The organism is Falsiroseomonas frigidaquae, assembly GCF_012163145.1.
GTDB lineage: Bacteria > Pseudomonadota > Alphaproteobacteria > Acetobacterales > Acetobacteraceae > Falsiroseomonas > Falsiroseomonas frigidaquae.
In genome coordinates this window covers 655,880-672,078 of the sequence record NZ_JAAVTX010000002.1, presented here as the reverse complement: position 1 = coordinate 672,078, position 16,199 = coordinate 655,880, and the positions used below count along the sequence as shown (strand labels likewise).

The window sequence follows — 16,199 nt, the reverse complement described above, 5'->3', positions numbered from 1 at the left end:
TGAGTTCGTGCTGCAACGCACACCCCACCGGAACGGTGGCGCGCGCACACGCAGCCGTGATGTGGGAATTCAGGCGGTGGGCAGGCGGGTTCCGACCAGCACGTCCCGCGTCACCAGGCCGGCAAGCCGCGCGGCGTCCCAGCCCTCGGTGCCGGCGGGGCGGGTGGGCAGCACCATCCAGCGGTAGTCGGCCGTGCTGTCGACCACGCGGATCTGCGTCCCCTCCGGCAGGGTGGTGCCCCATTCGGCCAGCACGCCGCGCGGGTCCCGCACCGCCCGCGCCCGGTAGGCGGCGGATTTGTACCAGTGCGGCGGGTAGCCGAGCACGGCGCGCGGGTAGCAGGAGCACAGGGTGCAGACCACCAGGTGGTGCAGCCCCGGCGCATCGGCCAGCACGCCGAGCGGCGGTGCGCCGGCCATGGACACGCCCATCTCCTCCGCCGCCTGGCTGCCATCCCGCAGCATCAGCGCGTGGTAGTCGGCGTCGGTCCAGGCGCGGGCCACCATGGCGGCGCCGATGCGCGGGTCGGCGCGGTCGGTGCGGGCGATCTGCTCCGCGATCTGGTCTTCGGTGACCAGGCCTGACGCGGCGAGCGCGGCCGTGAAGCGTTCCAGCAGCGCGACGCTTTCGGGGCTCGGGGCGTGTGCCATCAGGCGGCGGGCTCCAGCCAGTGCTCGTACAGCTCGACCAGCACCGTGTCGCCGGGCTGGCCCTCGTTCCACAATCCCTGCTGGTCGAAGCGCACATGATACAGCGGGATGGTGGCGGCCGGGCGGGCGAAGGCCAGGTCCTCCGGATTGCGGAAGGCGCCGAGCGGCCGTTCCACCACGCCTTCCTGGCCGCGCAGGTAATGCGGCGTGCGGATGTGGCAGGGGCCGCGGGTTTCCGGGTAGTCCGCCTTCACGCGGATGCGGGTGCCCGAGGGGAATTGGGGGGCGAAGCTGGTCATGGCTGCAAATCCTTGCCCAGAAGATCGTCCCGCTGCACCACGCCCTTCTCGACCATCAGGCCGGAGATCGAGCGCAGCCAGCGTTCGTAGTAGCCGAGCGAATGGTATTCGGCCTCCGGGATGGCCTCCACCCCGCGGCGCAGCTCATCCACGCTCATCAGCCCGCGCTGGGCGAGCAGCTGGCGCAGCGCATCGACGCGCTTGCCGAAGGCGTCCGGCGGCGCCTCGTCATCCGGCTCCACCGGGGTGCAGCGGAAGCGGGGCGCGCCGCCGATATCGTGCGTGGCGGGATCAGGGGAAGGGGCGTCTTCGGGCATCGGGGAAGCCTATTTGATCTCCTCCTCGAGTCCCACTCCCCAAAGCTCCGTCCTGCGCAGGAATCCGCGATGGCCGGCGACCTGCAGCTCGCACCAGGGCGCGCCGGTCTCGCATTCGCGGATGCGGGCGATGACGCCGGGGCGGATGCGGGCAACGGCCGTCGCGGCATCCTCCGGCCGGCGGCGCAGCGTCGCCTCCTGCGCGGTGGCAGGGCGCACCAGCACGGTGCGGCGGCCGGCGAGGGTGGAGGAATGCACCCAGCCTTCCGCCCCATCCGCATCGCGGATGCGGCGCCAGAGCTGGAACTCGCCGATGATCTGCACCGGCAGGTCGCGGCGCTGGAAGGTCCATTCGATCGGGTAGCTGGTGGAGGGACCGACCCGCATGTTGACCTCATCCGAGCGCAGCGCGGCGTAGCGCGGCAAGGCGAGGCCGGTGACGGAGCCGGTGCTGGGAACCGAAGGTGGTGGCGTCGGACGGCCCGGTTCCGCCGCGCGGCTGGCGGCGGCGGCCGCGACGGCAGCGGCCCCAGCTCCGGCTCCGGCCCCGGCGGCTGCCGCGGCGGGGCGGCGGCTGGGCGGTGGTGTCGGCCGGCCGACCGTCGGCGGCGCGGCCGTGGCGCGGCTGGGGGAGGGCGAAGCAGCCCGAGGTGGCGCGGCGCGGGAAGGTTGCGCCGGCGCCTGGGCGCGTGCCGGCGCCTGTGTCCGCGACGGGGTCGGGCGCGGCGCCGCCTGCCGCTGCGCCGGCGTGGCCGGGCGGCTGGGCGGCAGGGTCAGCGAACGGGGTTGCTCCGACGGCACCAGCCGGGGCGCCGCCTGGTTGGCGGGCCGTGGCGGCGGCAGGCTGCCCTGGGTGGGCGCCAGGCTGGACTGCGCCGCCGCGCCCTGGCCGAGGGCCAACAGCGCAAGCAGAGCGGGACCGAAAAGAGCGAGGCGGAAAGGAACCATGCCCGATCCCTCCCCCATTCCGCCGTGTCGGGTCAAGCGCCTACAAGGTAGCGATCTGCCCGCTGCCAACGGCGCCAAGGAAGGTCACCACCCCCGCCACCTCCACCCCTGGCGCCAGCGCCGCGGCGTGCAGCCCTTCAGCCTTCAGCCCGGCCTCGCAGGCGATGCGGCGGATGCCCAGTTCGGCGGCGGCCTCCAGCAGCTCGGCCAGGGTGGCGACGCCGCGTTCGGCCAGCAGCGCCTCCCGCGCATCCGCCAGCAGGGGGCAGGGGTCGAGGAACAGGCGGCAGCCGGCATTGCTGGCGAAGACCACCACATCCCGCCCCACCGCCGCGGCGCCGGTGGCCAGCACCAGGGCGTAGTGCGCGCGGTCATGCGCACCGGACAGCAGCAGGATGCCGAGCGGCTGGCTCACACCGCGCAGGCCGGCGCGGCGGGGGCGGCGTGCGCGGACAGGTCGTGGATGCTGGGATGGTCGCCGCAGAGCGGGCAGCCGGGGTCCCGCCGCAGCTTCACGGTCCGGAACCGCATATCCAGCGCATCCCACAGCAACAGGCGGCCGGACAGGCTCTCGCCGATGCCGAGGATGTGTTTCAGCACCTCCGTCGCCTGCAGCGTGCCCATCACGCCGGTCACGGCGCCCAGCACCCCGGCCTCGGAACAGGTCGGCACCAGCCCCTCGGGCGGCGGTTCCGGGTGCAGGCAGCGATGGCAGGGGTGCGGCGCGCCCTCATGCCCGCGGAAGACCGAAAGCTGGCCCTCGAAGCGCAGCACGGCGGCGGAGACCAGCGGGCGGCCGAGCAGGTGGCAGGCATCGCCGAGCAGGAAGCGCGTGGCGAAGTTATCCGTGCCGTCGCAGACCAGGTCGTAATTGCCGATATTCGCCCAGGCCCAGCCGGCATCGAGCCGCCGGGCATGCACCTCCACCCGGGTTTCCGGGTTGAGCGCCGCGATGGTCTCGGCGGCGCTCTCGGCTTTGTTGCGACCGATGCGGGCGGTGTCATGCGCCACCTGGCGCTGCAGGTTGGACAATTCCAGCCGGTCGTCGTCGATCAGCCCGAGGGTTCCCACGCCGGCGGCGGCAAGGTACAGCGCCAGCGGCGAGCCAAGGCCGCCGGCGCCGACCAGCAAAACCCGCGCCGCGCGCAGCTTCGCCTGGCCGATCGCGCCCACCTCCTCCAGCAGGATGTGGCGCGAGTAGCGGCGGATTTCCGCCTCGGAAAAATCGAGGTCCATTTCAGGGTCCATCCGCCGGATATGGGCGTGCCGCGCATCGTGATGCAAGGCGCGCCCGGCACCCTGGTTCACTGCGGGTTCATGCCTGTGGTGGCATGCGGCCCAGGGCAGCCGGGATGGGAGTGTGCAGGAGCGTGAAGCGTCTGATGCGGTGGCTGGCCTGCCTGGTGTTCGGAATGCTGATGGCCGGTCGGGCCTGGGCCTGCCCGGACCTGCTGCTGGGCGACAGCCTGGCGCTCGGCATGGCCCCGCATGCCCGCGCCGCCGGCTTCCAGGTGATCGCGCAGAATGGTGCCGGCCTGCCCTGGCTGCGCCAGCAGGCGCCACGCTGCGCCAGCCGCCTGGTGCTGGTCTTCGGCACCAATGACCTGCGCGGCCTCGCCCCCGAAGCGGCGGAGGATTATCCGCGCCAGATCGCCGCGATCATGGAACGCTGGCCGGCCGAGCGCATCATCTGGGCCACCCCCGGCTGCTTCGCCCGCGACCAGGCGCTGGAGGCCGCCAGCCGGCTGCTGGACCGGGCGCTGCTGAACAGCCAGGATCGCGCCGATGCGGCGCTGGCGCATCTGCCGGCGCTGCATCGCGGCCGCGTCTCCCGCTGCGACTACCCGACGGCGGATGGCGTCCACCCCACCGCGGCGGGCTATCGCGCCTGGTGGCAGGGGCTGCAGGGCGTGATGGCTCAGCGCCCGGTGCCGAGCGCGGCGGTGACCGTCTCCACCCAGTCCGGGATGCCGAGCGCGGCCATGGCGCTGTCCCAGGATTCCGCCACCGCGATCAGGGTCTCGGTCCCCGGCGCCAGCGGCAGCCCATAGGCCGCATCGACGATGGCGCCGGATCGCCCGGCGGCAAGGACCAGCAAAGCGAGGCCCACCACCCAGGCCGTGGCGCCGGCCGTGCGCGTGGCGCTGCGCGGGGAGAAATCATCCGCTGCGGCGTCGGGCTGGGCTTCGAGCCAGGGTTGGCGCATCGCGAATCCGCCTCAGAACTGGAAGTAGATGAAGGGCGCCACGCCCTCCGGCGCCGCCAGGATGATGGCGAGCATCGCCAGGCCGAAGACCAGGCCAAGCAGCGGCGCCGGCAACGGTCGCAGAGCATCCTCCAGCCGCTGGCGCAGGTCCGGCGGGGCGAAATGCAGGCCGAGGCCGAGCGCGATGATCGCCAGTAGCCGAGGCGTCCAGGCGGTATCCTGCACCAGCTCGGGCGCCCCGCCCCAGACCCCCTGCGCCAGCGCCGCGACCGTCGCCAGGTCCGGCGCGCGGAACAGCACGAAGGCGGCGACCACGATGTGGAAGGTGATGGCCCAGCGCAGCACCCGCCCGGCCGGCGAGGCCGGCACCGCGCGCCCGCCGAGTGCGCGTTCCACCACCAGCGCCAGCCCGTGCAGCAGCCCCCACAGCACGAAGGTCCAGGCGGCGCCGTGCCAGATGCCGCCCAGCAGCATGGTCAGCAGCAGGTTGCGCCGGGTGCGGCCTTCGCTGCCCCGGCTGCCGCCGAGCGGCTTGAACAGATAGTCCCGCAGCCAGGTGGAGAGCGAGATGTGCCAGCGCCGCCAGAACTCCGACAGCGTCAGGGCGCGGAAGGGCTGGTCGAAATTCTTGGTGAAATGATAGCCGAGCAGCGCCGCCAGCCCGATCGCCATGTCCGAATAGCCGGAGAAATCCAGCCAGATCTGGATGGTATAGCCATAACAGGCCAGCAGGATGTCGGCCGCGCCCCAGGCGCCGGGGTCGCGGAACACCGGGTCCACCAACCCGGTCGCCAGCTCATTCGCCAGCAGCATCTTCTTGGCCAGCCCGCCCAGGATCAGCAGCCCGCCCATCACCACCGGCACCCGCATGCGATCCGGCGCGGCCTGGAGCTGCGGCAGGAAGCGCCCGGCGCGGACGATGGGGCCGGCCGCCAGATGCGGGAAGAAGGTCAGGTACACCAGCACCTTCAGCGGCGAGCCTTCGGCCCGCGCATCGCCGCGATGCACATCCACCATGTAGGAGATGGCCTGGAACACGTAGAAGGAGATGCCGACCGGCAGCAGGATCTCCGGCACCGGCAGCGGCGGCAGGCCGAGCGCGACGGCGATGGGCGAAGCCTCCCGCAGCAGGAAGCCGGTGTATTTGAACCAGCCGAGCCACAGCAGCACCACGGCCACGCCCAGCCACAGCAGGCCGCGCCCGCGTCCTTGGCCGACGCCGCGCCCGATCGCCCAGGTCCATAGCCCGACCCCCAGCAGGGCGGCGCAGAAGGGCAGGCTGAAGGCGGCGTAGAACACCAGATTGGCGGCCAGCAGGAAGGGCAGCACCAGGGCCGGCAGGTGCCGCACCAGCAGCCAATGGCCGGCGAAGACCATGGCGAAGAAGATCGCGAACAGGCCAGTCGGAAACAGCATCGCCCGGCTTCAGGCGCCGGCAGGGCCGAGGCCTGCGCCGCGCAGCAGATGCGCGTGCAGCCGATCCGCCGTCAGGCGATAGCCATCCACGGTGAAATGCACCAGGTCCGGCCGCATCAGCGGCGGGTTGGCGTGGAGCAGGCGCGGCAGGCGGCAGGGGTCCTGGGTGACCTCCGCCGACCAGTCGAAGAAGCCCACCCTCTCACTGGCCGCGACCCGGCGCTGCGCGGCGCGCACCGCCTGCAGGGCCGGCAGCGGCGTCACCGGGCAGGCGCCACGGCCACGCCGGATCGGGCGGCCCGCATCCGGCACGCCCATCAGCATAATGCCGCTGCGCGGGCTGGCGGCGCGCAGCGTGGCGATCCGGCGCGACAGGGCCAGGCCGTAGGCGGCGGCGTCGAAATCCCGGTCCGTGGATTCATTGGTGCCGTATTCCAGGATGATCAGCGCCGGCGGCGCCACCGCCAGCTCCCGCGCCAGGATCGCGGGGCTGCGGTTGTCCAGCGTGGCAAGGGTGGCGCCGTTGATGCCGAAGGCCTCCACCAGCACGCCATTGCCGCGCCGGTCGATGCCCCAGCCCAGCAGATCCACCTGGCCATCGCCGACCAGCTCCACCGCCACCTCCCGGCTGCCGGGGGCGAGGTCCAGGCGGATCAGCCGCGTGGTCGGGCTGGCGGTGCGGGTGGCGCGCGGCAGGCCGGCGATGCCGGGTGCGAGCACGCGGAAGCTGCCGCTGTCCGGACCGCAATGCAGCACCAGGTGCAGCCTGTCGAAGCCGCGCGGATCGCTCGCGCGAAGGTTGATCCGGTCGCCGGCGCGGTAGCCGGACAGGCGGTAGCCGGACAGGCCGAAGGGGCCGGGCGTGGCGGCGCGCAGCGCATGGGCGACGGACCATTCGCCCTCCTGCTCCAGCGTGATGCCGGCGGGCAGGAAGCCGCGCTGCGCCCGGCCGGGCGGCATGCGGCCCGGGCCGATGGCGCCGAAGCGGCCCTGCAGATGGTCCCGCAGCCGCTCCGCCAGGCGCGGGAAGGCGATGTGGCTGTCGCCCATCAGCAGCACCAGCGCGCGGCCCTGGGCACCGCCCTGCAAGGCGCGCAGCGCGCTGCCCAGCGGCGCCAGCGGATCGTCGCCGGGGGTGGCGGGCAGCAATGCCTCGAATTCCGCATCGGGGGCGGGCAGCAGCCCTTCGGCCCGCAGCGCCGCCTCGGCGGCCGGGGTGGTGGTGGTGGCAGGCTCGCTGCGGCAGCCGGCCAGCAGGCCGGAGAATGCCAGGGTGGAAATGAGGCCGCGTCGTTTCAACATGCTGCGGCCACCGTCCTTATCCTGTTCATCGACGACTGCTAGTGTGCCGCAAATCCTCGTGCATGCGGAGCCTCGGATGCGGTCGCGTCGCAGCCTTATTTCCACCGGGCCTTCCACTGGGTTCCGCGACGGGCCTTCGCGCCGCATGGTGCTGGCCGGTCTGGCTGGTGCGCTGGGCTGGCCGGCCGCGACCCACGCCGCGCCGCAGGGCGAAGCGCCGGAGGCCGGGCCGGCCGAGCCGGCGCCGCTGCCCGAGCGGCTGAACCTGCTGTTCCTGGGCGATTCGCTGGCGCAGGGCCTGTTCCTGTCGCTCAACCCCGTGCTGCGCCGCCGGCCGACGCCGCGCGTCATCAACGGCACGCTGCACGCCACCGGCGTGACCCGTACCGATGAACATGACTGGACCGCGGTGACCCGGGACCTGGTGGCGCTGCACCAGCCGCAGCTCGCGGTGTTCTGGGTCGGCGCCAATGATTTCCGCCCGCTGGTGGTGCGGGAGGAGCGGGCCCGATACCGCTTCGGCACCGCCGGCTACGCCGAACACTACACCCGCCGGGTGACGGAGATGGTGCACCACGCCACCCAATCCGGCGCCCGCGCCGTCTGGCTCGGCCTGCCAAACATGCGGGAGGCGCAGTTCGCCGGCGCGGCGCGGCAGCTCAACACCATCCAGCAGGCGGCGGCGGAGGCGGCGGGCGCCATCTGGGTGGATACCTGGGAGGCGACCAGCGATGCCGAGGGCCGCTTCCTGCCCGCCGTGCCAATGCCGGCGACGACGCGGGTGTTCCGTGCCGAGGACGGCGTGCATTTCACCGGCTGGGGCTACCTGCGGATCGGCGCCCTGCTGTTCGACGCGGCGGCGGAGCATTTCCCGGACCTCGCCCCGGGGCTGGGCCGGCTGACCGAGGCCTGATACCAAATCCCACTGATGGAAACCTGCGCCCGCCGAAGGCGGGCGAGCGGCCGCTCACCCGCCCTTGGCGTGCGCAGGTTCCCGTCGAGGGGATTTGGCATGGTCAGGTTTCGGCGCAGCCGAAGCGCAGCAGGTGCCGTGCGGGTCGATCAGGTGGAATTCGTGCATGCCCCAGGGGCGCAGCGCGAAGGGTGACAGGCGGGCACGCCGCGCGCCGCGAATTCCGCATGCAGCGCCGGCACCTGGCCGCCGCGGATGGTGCAGGCGGTATGCTCGGCATCGACGCGGCGCGTCGTGAGCCAGAAATGCAGCTCCATCGCCTGCCGCTTCACGATGGCATAGTCGCCATGGCTTTCCCCTTTGAAGCCGAGCTGGTCGCGGTAGAATTCCAGCGTCTCCGCCAGGTCCAGCGAGGCGAGGATGGGGATGCAGCGGGCCGGGTCGGGCGTCACGCCGGCTGCCAGTCGCGCCAGAAGCCCTGCGGCGCCGGGCGTTCCGGGCGCGGGCGCTCGGCCTCCGGCGTGCCGACATAGATCCAGCCGAGCAGCCGGTCCGTCTCGGCGAAGCCCAGCGCCGCCTTGATCGACAAGTCCTGCAGGGCCGGGGAGGACAGCCAGCAGCAGCCGAAGCCCATCGCATCCAGCGCATTGATGAAGTTCATGATGCCGGCGGCGGCGGTGGCTTCCTGCTCCCAGGCCGGGATCTTCGGATGGGCGCGGATGGCGGCGCCGGCGGCGACCAGCAGCGGGGACCGCAACGGCTTCAGCCGCTCCAGCTCCAGCCGCGCCTCCGGCGTATCCGGCGCGCGGGCCTGCATGGCCTGGGCCAGCAGATCGCCGAACTTCGCGCGGTCCTCGCCCTGGATGCCGACGAAGCGCCAGGGGCGGAGCCAGCCATGGTCCGGTGCGCGGGCGGCCGCGGCAACCGCCAGCGACAGCGCCGCCGCATCCGGCGCCGGGTCGTGCAACTGGCGGGGCGGGACGGAGGCGCGGGCCAGCAGGGCACGCACGGCCTCGTTCACGGGGGCCTCGGCGAGCGGGAAGGGGGCTTCGGGCATGGTCGTCCTGCGACAGGGTACGACCTAGATGATGCGAATCGTTCGCAATTACAAGCTTTGGAATGTGACGCCGCCAAGGGGGAGCGATGCTCCCCTTGGCTGGCCGGTCAGCCGAAGATGTCGGCCGGGCTGTCCTTCCGCAGGCTCTCGCCCAGTTCCCGGCCCATCGCCGCCGCATCGGCCGGCGCGCCCCACAGCTTGCGCTTCAGCAGGAAGGACCCGTCGGCGCGGGCCACCAGGCCGGTCAGGTGCAGCGACCCGTCCGGGCGCAGCTGGCCGTGGCCGCCGATCGGCGTGCGGCAGGACCCGTCCAGCGAGCCGAGCAGCGCGCGTTCGGCGGCGCTGACGCAGGCGGCGTCGCGGTCCTCGATGGCGGAAAGCAGTTCCCGCAGCTCCGCGTCATCGGCGCGGACGGTGACGCCGACGATGCCCTGGCAGGCGGCGGGCACCATGGTTTCCGCATCCAGCACCACCGCGGCCTCGTGCTCCATCTCCATGCGCTTCAGGCCGGCGATGGCGAGCAGCGAGGCCTGCGGCCCGCCTTCCGCCCGCACCTTGGCCAGGCGCATCTGCACATTGCCGCGGATGATCTCCACCTGGAGGTCGGGCCGGGCATGCAGCAGCTGGCTCTGCCGGCGGATCGAGGCGGTGCCGATCAGCGCGCCCTGCGGCAGGCAGCCATAGGGGTCGTCGGAGGCGGCGCCGGGGCAGGTCGGGCCGAGCACGATGGCGTCCCGGCTATCCTCCCGCTTCAGGGCGCAGGCCAGCACGATGCCGGGCGGCAGCTCGGTCTCCAGGTCCTTCATGCTGTGAACGGCGAAGTCGATCCGCCCGTCCAGCAGCGCCTCATGGATTTCCTTGGCGAACAGGCCCTTGCCGCCGATATCGGCCAGCCGCCGGTCCTGCACCTTGTCGCCGGATGTGGCGATGATGCATTCCTCGAAGGCCTTCACCTCCCGCAGCAGGGGGCAGACCTTGGTGATCAGGCCGAGGAAATGCCGCGTCTGCCACAGTGCAAGCGGCGACCCGCGGGTGCCCACCTTCAGCGGCAGGGTGCGCGTGGATTGCCGGTGCTGCGGCGAATGGCCATGGATGGCGCCACGCTGGCGCAGACCCTCGGGGCCGGTGGAGTCGAGGGAGGAAAGCAGCATGGTTCAGGCGTCTCCACGCGAGATCGAGGCAGTCCGGTCCAGGCGTGGCCCCGCGAGGCCCAGAAGATGCGCCATGTCCTTCAAGAATATCTTGATGTGCGTCAAAGGGTCCTGCCGCACGAGTTCCTTGTTCATGTAGGCCTCCCAGGTCAGGCGCTGCACGTCCTTGTCCTGGCAGATCGCAACGAACTTCTCGCGGCGCTTGTCCGACGAGTACCAGAAATACTGCATGATCCCGAGGATCAGGAAGACGCGGCCATGCGCCTTCATGAAGCGCTTTCTTGCCGTCGCCAGCGCAGTTGCGCGGCCGGTGGCGCAGAACTCCGCGGCGGCATCGGCGGCGAGCCGGCCGCACAGCATGGCGTAGTAGATGCCCTCGCCGGAGGAAGGTGCAACCACGCCGGCGGCATCGCCGGCCAGCACCACGTCACGGCCATTGTCCCAGCGCTTCAGCGGCTTCAGCGGAATCGGCGCGCCTTCGCGGCGGATGGTCGCCACCTTGTCCAGCCCGGTCGCCGCGCGCAGCTCGCCGACCGAGCCGCGCAGCGAGAAGCCCTTATGGGCGGAGCCGGTGCCGATGGAGACCTTGTCGCCATGCGGGAAGATCCAGGCGTAGAAATCCGGCGAGAGCTTGCCCTGGTAGAACACGTCGCAGCGCTTGGCGTCGTATTTCGGGGCCTCTGTCGTCGGCGCCTCCACGATCTCGTGGTAGGCGAAGACGCAGGGAATCTTCTCCGCGCCCTTCACCGACTGCTTCGCGACGGCGCTGCGCGCGCCATCGGCGCCGATGATGCAGCGGGCGCGGATGCGGGACTCCTCCGCGGCACCCTTCGGCGTGTAGGCGACGATGGCGACGCCATCCGTGTCATGCTCGATCCGCTCGAAGCTGCCGGTCAGTCGCAGGGCGCCGGATTCGGCCGCGCGAACCCGCAGGAATTCGTCGAAGGATTCGCGTTCGACCATGCCGACATAGCCGCCATCGATCGGCATATCGACCTCCCGGTCCGAGGGCGAGATCATCCGCGCGGCATTGACCTTGGCGACCAGCATGTGGTCCGGAATCTCGAAATCTCGGATCAGCCGGGGCGGGATGGCGCCGCCGCAGGGCTTGATGCGCCCGGCCTTGTCCAGCAGCGCCACGCTGCGGCCCAGGCGGGCCAGGTCATGCGCCGCGGTGGCGCCGGCGGGACCGCCGCCGACCACGACGACGTCGAATTCCTCCATCCCCTGGCTCATGCCTGTTGCCTCCCCATCAGCGGCGGGACGTTGCCCGCGCCGGCCCGTTGCCCTGGCGCGCGCCCGATGCGCAGCGCCAGCATCGCCGCGGCGAGGAACAGCCCCGCATCGGCCAGGAATACCGTGACGTAGCCACCCTCCGCGCTGCCGGTCAGCAGCCGGCCGAGATCCAGCACCACCGTGCCGGCCAGCCCGCCGGCGCCGAAGGCGATGGCCTGGGCCGCGCCGAACATCCCCATCCGCACGCCCTGCCGCCCCTCCGCCCCCTGGGAGACGAGTTGCATCATCGCGGCGATGGCGGCGGCGGCGAAGGCGCCATTGGCCAGGCCGAGGACGAAGAAGCTTTCGCGCAGCGGGAAGGTCGCCCCCGCCATGCCGGCCCCGGCCAGCGCCACCAGCAGCGCGCAGGCCGCAAGGCAGCCGCCCAGGATCCAGCCCCGCAGCACCGCGACCCGCCCGCCCGAGAGGCTGCCGACGATGGCGATCAGGATCATCCCCGCCAGCACCCCGCCATGCTGGACGGAGGAGAGCTGCGTGGTCTCGCCGAGCGACATGCCGAAGACGGTGCCGGCGAAGGGCTCCAGGATCAGGTCCTGGGCGCTGTAGGCCAGCATGGAGACGAAGACGAAGATGCTGAAATGCCGCGCCACCGGCTCCGCCCAGACTTCGCGCAGCGCGGGGCCGAAGGCGGTGCGGGCGGCGGCGGGCGGCGCGGCGCGGGACGGCCCCTCGATCCCCGCCACCGCGACCAGCGCCAGCAGGAAGGCGAGGAGGGAGACGCCGGCCGAGACCGCCACCAGCCGCGGCGCCGAATAGGGGTCCAGCAGCCGGCCGGAGATGGCCGTGGTCAGCACGAAGCCCGCGATCATCATGATCCAGACGAGGGAGGCCGCCGCCGGCCGCCGCGCCGGCGCGACCCGCGCCGCCAGCAGCACGAGAAGCGAGGTGCCGGCCGCGCCGACGCCGATGCCGACCAGCAGGAAGGCCAGCACCGCCAGCGCGATGCCGGGCACCAGCGCCGTGCCCATCCAGGCCACGGCCACCGCCCCCAGCACGCCGCCCAGGCCGAGCACCGCCATGCCGCCGATGATCCAGGGCGTGCGCCGCCCACCCTGGTCCGAGCCATGGCCGAGGCGCGGCCGCAGCATCTGCACCGCGTAATGCAGCGCCACCAGCAGGCCGGGCAGGGTGGCGGGCAGCGCGTGTTCCACCACCATCACCCGGTTCAGCGCCGCCGTCGTCAGCACCACCACCGCGCCGAGGGCCGTCTGCACCAGGCCGAGCCGCACGATGCCAAGCCAGCCGAGGGGGGGCAGGGTTGCGTTCATGGGGCGAGCGCCACCGCCGCGGCCATCATGCCCGCGACATACAGGGTGATGCCGGTGCCATTGTACCAGGGCGCCAGCCCGCGCGGGTCGCGCAGCAGTTTCCGCATCAGCCCGATCTGCGCCAGCAGCGACGCGGCAACCAGCAGGGCCGCCACCGGCAGCCCCCACAGCGCCAGCAGCCCCACCACCACCGCCTGCGGCGCCGCCATGAACAGGCAGGCCACGCGCGCGGCGCGCGGCGCGCCGAGGATGACGGGCAGGGACCGCAGGCCGAAGCGCGTATCGCCCTCGATCGACTTGAAGTCGTTCAGCGTCATGATGCCATGCGCGCCGAGGCCATAGAGCAGGGCGACGGCCACCACCCGCGCATCCGGCGCGCCGGCGGACAGCACGGCGACCGCGGTGACCCAGGGCAGCGTCTCATAGGACAGGCCGCAGGCGAGATTCCCCCACCAGCCATTCTGCTTCAGCCGCAGCGGCGGGGCCGAATAGATCCAGGCCATGACCACCGCCAGCACCGTGGCGGCGAACCCCCAGGGCCCGAGCGCCGCGCCGATGGCCAGCGAGGCCAGGGTCCAGAGGATGGCGACGTAAAGCCCCCACATCCCCGGAATGCGGCCCGAGGGGATCGGCCGCCCCGGCTCGTTGATCGCATCCACATGGCGGTCGAACCAGTCATTCACCGCCTGGCTCATGCCGCAGACCATGGGGCCCGTGAGCAGCACGCCGAGCGCGATCCGCGGTGCGTTGTCCAGCAGATCGGCGCCGGAGGCGGCGACGCCGCAGCCGAAGGCCCACATCGGCGGGAACCAAGTGACCGGCTTCAACAGCTCCAGCACCGCCGCCGGCTGCAGCCGAGGGGTGGGAAGGCCGATGCTGGTCGCCGGGTTCGCCATGCCGCTACCCCTGCTGCTCATCGAGATCGCCGAGGCCGTAGCGCCGCAGCTTCACGTAGAGGCTCTGCCGCGACAGCCCCAGCATCTCCGCCGCCGAGGCGCGGTTGTCGCCGGTCAGCTCCAGCGCCGCCTCGATGCACAGCCGCTCGATCGCGTCCGTCGCCTCCCGCACCAGATCCTTCAGCGGCACGCGGCCGATCAGCTCCGTCAGCTGTTCCACCGACCGTGTCGCGCCATCCGCCGCCCGCGCGGCGGGGCGGGACCGCGCGCCGATGTCACGGATCTGGAAGCCGAAGCAGGCCTGCCCGCCATTCATGACGGAGACGGCGGAGATCTCCACCTCCACCTGCCCGCCCAGCGCGCCATGCAGCGTGGTGGCATAAAGCCGCACGGCGCCGCGGTTGCGGAGGTTGGTCAGCAGCACCTCCAGCTCCACGCCCTGGCGGCCGATCCAGCGGTCCAGCGGCTCGCCGCGCGCCTGGTCCTCCTGCGTCAGCTGCGCCATGTCGAGGAAGGCGGCGTTGGCGGTCAGCACCTGGGCGCTGGCATCGGTCACCACGAAGCCATCGGGCGCCACCTGCACCACCTTCAGCATCTTGGCCTGGGAGTCGGGCAGCGCCGCGCCGCCCTGGGCCGGCGCGGAAAGCCGGACCAGGAACAGCAGCCCCGCCTCCTGCCGGAAGGTGGAGGCGGAGACCACCACCGCCTCGCCGCTTTCGGCCAGATGCGCGGTCACGTCATCCGCCCGGCCGGCGCTGCGGACGTTGGCGAGCAGGGTCTGCACCGCGAGGCGGTCGCCCGGCTCGAACACCTCGGCCAATGTGCGGCTCGGGGTGCGCCTTGCGTTGCGGCCGAACAGGCGCTGCGCCGCCGGATTGGCCTCCATGATGCGCTGCTGGTCGGCGTCCAGGATCAGCACCGGGTCCATCGCCATCTGGAACAGCAGGCGGTAGCGGGTTTCCGCCTGGCGCAGGCGGGAATAGTCCCGCTCCATGGATTGCTGCACCTCGACCATGCGCTGTTGCAATTGCGACAGCGGCCGCAGATCCCGGCCGAACACCACATGCCGCCCGGCCTGGCCGAGCGGCGCCACGGAACACAGCAGCGGGATCGAGGCGCCGCGCGTGGTCAACTGATTGATATGGCGCCAGCGCGCCGTGTCCCTCGCGGGGTCCTTCAGCGGGTCCCGGGCCAGCATAGCCTCCACCTTGGCGCGGCTGTCCTTCGCCACGGTCTCGCTCCAGGCGCGGCCGAGCCAGCTGTCCGGACCGTCGAATTCCCGGGCCAGATCCTCATGGCTGAAGGCGAGGTCACGGATGATGCCGGCCTGGTCAAGCACGAGCGAGACATCCGCGGCAGCGGCGATCAGCCCGGCGGCTGCATCCGCATCGAGTGGGCCGAGCGAGATCCTGGGGGTAGCGAACGATTTCACGAACCACTGCGTCCTTCATCCCGAGGGTCCCCTCCCCAGCCGAGCCTCCTGAGCGTTCACACTTCGTCATTCGTATGCAGCCGGGGGGGTGCCCCGGCTTAAGCCTCCCGCATCAGCAGCGCCAGAAGGGTCTCCGCCTTCAGCGCCGCCTGTTGTCCATCCGCCGCCGTCGCATCCGCGCCCACCAGGGCGGCCAGTTCCGGCCGATCGTTGAACACCCGTCCGCCGACGAGCACCCCGATCTGCGGGTTGCGGGAGGCGCGTCGCACCGCCCGGATGGTGGTGGCCAGGATCTCCAGGCGATCCTCGCAGGCCAGTGAGAAGCCGATGGCGGCGAACCATTGCCGCCGCACCACCGCAGCCAGTTCCTTCGACGTGGTGCCGGTGCCGGAGGACACTTCCCACCCCTGGCGGCGGAAGAACTCGCCGACCATGAGAAGGCCGAAGCTGTGCTGTTCCCCCGGCACCGGCGCCAGCAGCACCCGGCGTTCGACATCGCCGCGGCCGAGGCGCGGCTGGAAGGCCGGGCTGTTCTCCAGCACCACCTGCTGCAGGCAGCACAGGCCGATGGTCACTGCGGTGAAGTCGCAGCGGTCCTGTTCCCACATCTCGCCGAGACGTCGGGCCACCGGGGCCAGCAGGTACAGGTAGATCCGTTCCAGCGGCATGCCGCGCGCTGTGAGGCCGCCGACATAGGCAAGCGCCCCGCCGAGATCGCCCTGCAGGGCGAGGCCGGCGACGACGGAGACATCCTCCGGCTGCGGCATGCTGGCGCCGGGGCTGTCGATATAGGCGGGCGTATTGGCTTCGCGCCGGGACAGCACGAGACGGGGGATCACCTCCGTCTCCAGCGTGCGGGCCAGAAGGGCGACGCGCCGGCGCTCGGCGTTCGCGGGCCTGATCCGGGCTGGGGGCGCGCGGGGGCTGGCCGGGGGCGCCCACCTGTCGCTGCCGATCAGTTCACGGCCGGCGGCGTCCCGGCTCGGGCCGGAATGCGGGGCGGACCCTGCTTCCTGCGATTGGCCGGCGGTTTCCGCCCTGTGCTGT

The 16,199-nt window shown here is 72.2% G+C and carries 18 protein-coding genes; 2 read left to right on the top strand and 16 right to left on the bottom strand.

Annotation, left to right across the window (positions count from 1 at the left end; genetic code table 11):
- Positions 1-69: 69 nt before the first annotated feature.
- From HB662_RS07605 to HB662_RS07580, 6 genes are read right to left on the bottom strand one after another with little or no spacing between them, the layout of a single operon-like run.
- The gene (locus tag HB662_RS07605; RefSeq protein WP_168048807.1) at positions 70-651 is read right to left on the bottom strand and encodes a nitrile hydratase subunit alpha; all 582 of its coding nucleotides are present in this window, start codon (positions 649-651) and stop codon (positions 70-72) included.
- A complete protein-coding gene (locus HB662_RS29650; RefSeq protein WP_168048805.1) occupies positions 651-950 on the bottom strand; it encodes an SH3-like domain-containing protein in 300 nt (99 codons plus the stop codon). The genes HB662_RS07605 and HB662_RS29650 overlap by 1 nt, the downstream gene beginning before the upstream one ends.
- Entirely contained in the window at positions 947-1,267 is a 321-nt protein-coding gene (locus HB662_RS29645) for an SH3-like domain-containing protein (protein WP_168048803.1), read from the bottom strand. Before HB662_RS29645 ends, HB662_RS29650 begins: the two co-directional genes overlap by 4 nt.
- Positions 1,268-1,276: 9 nt before the next feature.
- Positions 1,277-2,215, bottom strand: a complete 939-nt coding sequence (locus tag HB662_RS07590) for an SH3 domain-containing protein (RefSeq protein ID WP_168048801.1) — start codon at positions 2,213-2,215, stop codon at positions 1,277-1,279.
- Between the two features lie 40 nt (positions 2,216-2,255).
- Positions 2,256-2,630, bottom strand: coding sequence for a DsrE/DsrF/DrsH-like family protein (locus tag HB662_RS07585; protein ID WP_168048799.1), 375 nt, complete (start codon positions 2,628-2,630; stop codon positions 2,256-2,258).
- Positions 2,627-3,451: a HesA/MoeB/ThiF family protein gene (locus tag HB662_RS07580; RefSeq protein WP_168048797.1), complete on the bottom strand. Its 825-nt coding sequence runs from the start codon at positions 3,449-3,451 to the stop codon at positions 2,627-2,629. The genes HB662_RS07585 and HB662_RS07580 overlap by 4 nt, the downstream gene beginning before the upstream one ends.
- A 134-nt stretch (positions 3,452-3,585) precedes the next feature.
- Between HB662_RS07580 and HB662_RS07575 the strand changes: the two genes are divergently transcribed.
- Positions 3,586-4,266, top strand: coding sequence for a GDSL-type esterase/lipase family protein (locus tag HB662_RS07575; RefSeq protein ID WP_168048795.1), 681 nt, complete (start codon positions 3,586-3,588; stop codon positions 4,264-4,266).
- A 167-nt stretch (positions 4,267-4,433) separates the two neighbouring features.
- Here the strand turns inward: HB662_RS07575 and HB662_RS07570 are convergent, their stop codons facing one another.
- Positions 4,434-5,837 (bottom strand): MBOAT family O-acyltransferase, encoded by a 1,404-nt coding sequence (locus tag HB662_RS07570; protein WP_168048793.1) that lies wholly within the window; start codon positions 5,835-5,837, stop codon positions 4,434-4,436.
- A 9-nt stretch (positions 5,838-5,846) separates the two neighbouring features.
- Positions 5,847-7,139, bottom strand: coding sequence for a GDSL-type esterase/lipase family protein (locus HB662_RS07565; RefSeq protein WP_168048791.1), 1,293 nt, complete (start codon positions 7,137-7,139; stop codon positions 5,847-5,849).
- 145 nt (positions 7,140-7,284) lie between these two features.
- On the opposite strand from HB662_RS07565, the gene HB662_RS07560 reads away from it, so the two are divergent.
- Complete coding sequence (locus HB662_RS07560; protein WP_168048789.1) at positions 7,285-8,052, top strand: DUF459 domain-containing protein; 768 nt, start codon at positions 7,285-7,287, stop codon at positions 8,050-8,052.
- A gap of 149 nt (positions 8,053-8,201) precedes the next feature.
- On the opposite strand, the gene HB662_RS07555 is transcribed toward HB662_RS07560, so the two are convergent.
- From HB662_RS07555 to HB662_RS29075, 8 genes are all read right to left on the bottom strand, one after another.
- Entirely contained in the window at positions 8,202-8,504 is a 303-nt protein-coding gene (locus HB662_RS07555) for a VOC family protein (protein WP_209443149.1), read from the bottom strand.
- Positions 8,501-9,109 carry a nitroreductase family protein gene (locus tag HB662_RS07550; protein ID WP_168048787.1) on the bottom strand — a complete coding sequence of 203 codons (609 nt, stop codon included), beginning with the start codon at positions 9,107-9,109 and terminating at the stop codon, positions 8,501-8,503. Before HB662_RS07550 ends, HB662_RS07555 begins: the two co-directional genes overlap by 4 nt.
- A gap of 107 nt (positions 9,110-9,216) precedes the next feature.
- Positions 9,217-10,260: a hydroxymethylbilane synthase gene (gene hemC, locus HB662_RS07545; protein WP_168048785.1), complete on the bottom strand. Its 1,044-nt coding sequence runs from the start codon at positions 10,258-10,260 to the stop codon at positions 9,217-9,219.
- A 3-nt stretch (positions 10,261-10,263) separates the two neighbouring features.
- Positions 10,264-11,496, bottom strand: coding sequence for a geranylgeranyl diphosphate reductase (locus HB662_RS07540; protein WP_168048783.1), 1,233 nt, complete (start codon positions 11,494-11,496; stop codon positions 10,264-10,266).
- Positions 11,493-12,824: a BCD family MFS transporter gene (locus HB662_RS07535; RefSeq protein ID WP_168048781.1), complete on the bottom strand. Its 1,332-nt coding sequence runs from the start codon at positions 12,822-12,824 to the stop codon at positions 11,493-11,495. Before HB662_RS07535 ends, HB662_RS07540 begins: the two co-directional genes overlap by 4 nt.
- On the bottom strand, positions 12,821-13,741 hold the full coding sequence (gene chlG / locus HB662_RS07530; RefSeq protein WP_342449462.1) for a chlorophyll synthase ChlG: 921 nt from the start codon (positions 13,739-13,741) through the stop codon (positions 12,821-12,823). The genes HB662_RS07535 and chlG overlap by 4 nt, the downstream gene beginning before the upstream one ends.
- A complete protein-coding gene (ppsR, locus tag HB662_RS07525; RefSeq protein WP_168048779.1) occupies positions 13,725-15,152 on the bottom strand; it encodes a transcriptional regulator PpsR in 1,428 nt (475 codons plus the stop codon). Before ppsR ends, chlG begins: the two co-directional genes overlap by 17 nt.
- A 98-nt stretch (positions 15,153-15,250) precedes the next feature.
- Complete coding sequence (locus HB662_RS29075; protein ID WP_168048777.1) at positions 15,251-15,991, bottom strand: cobalamin-dependent protein; 741 nt, start codon at positions 15,989-15,991, stop codon at positions 15,251-15,253.
- Positions 15,992-16,199: the final 208 nt, after the last annotated feature.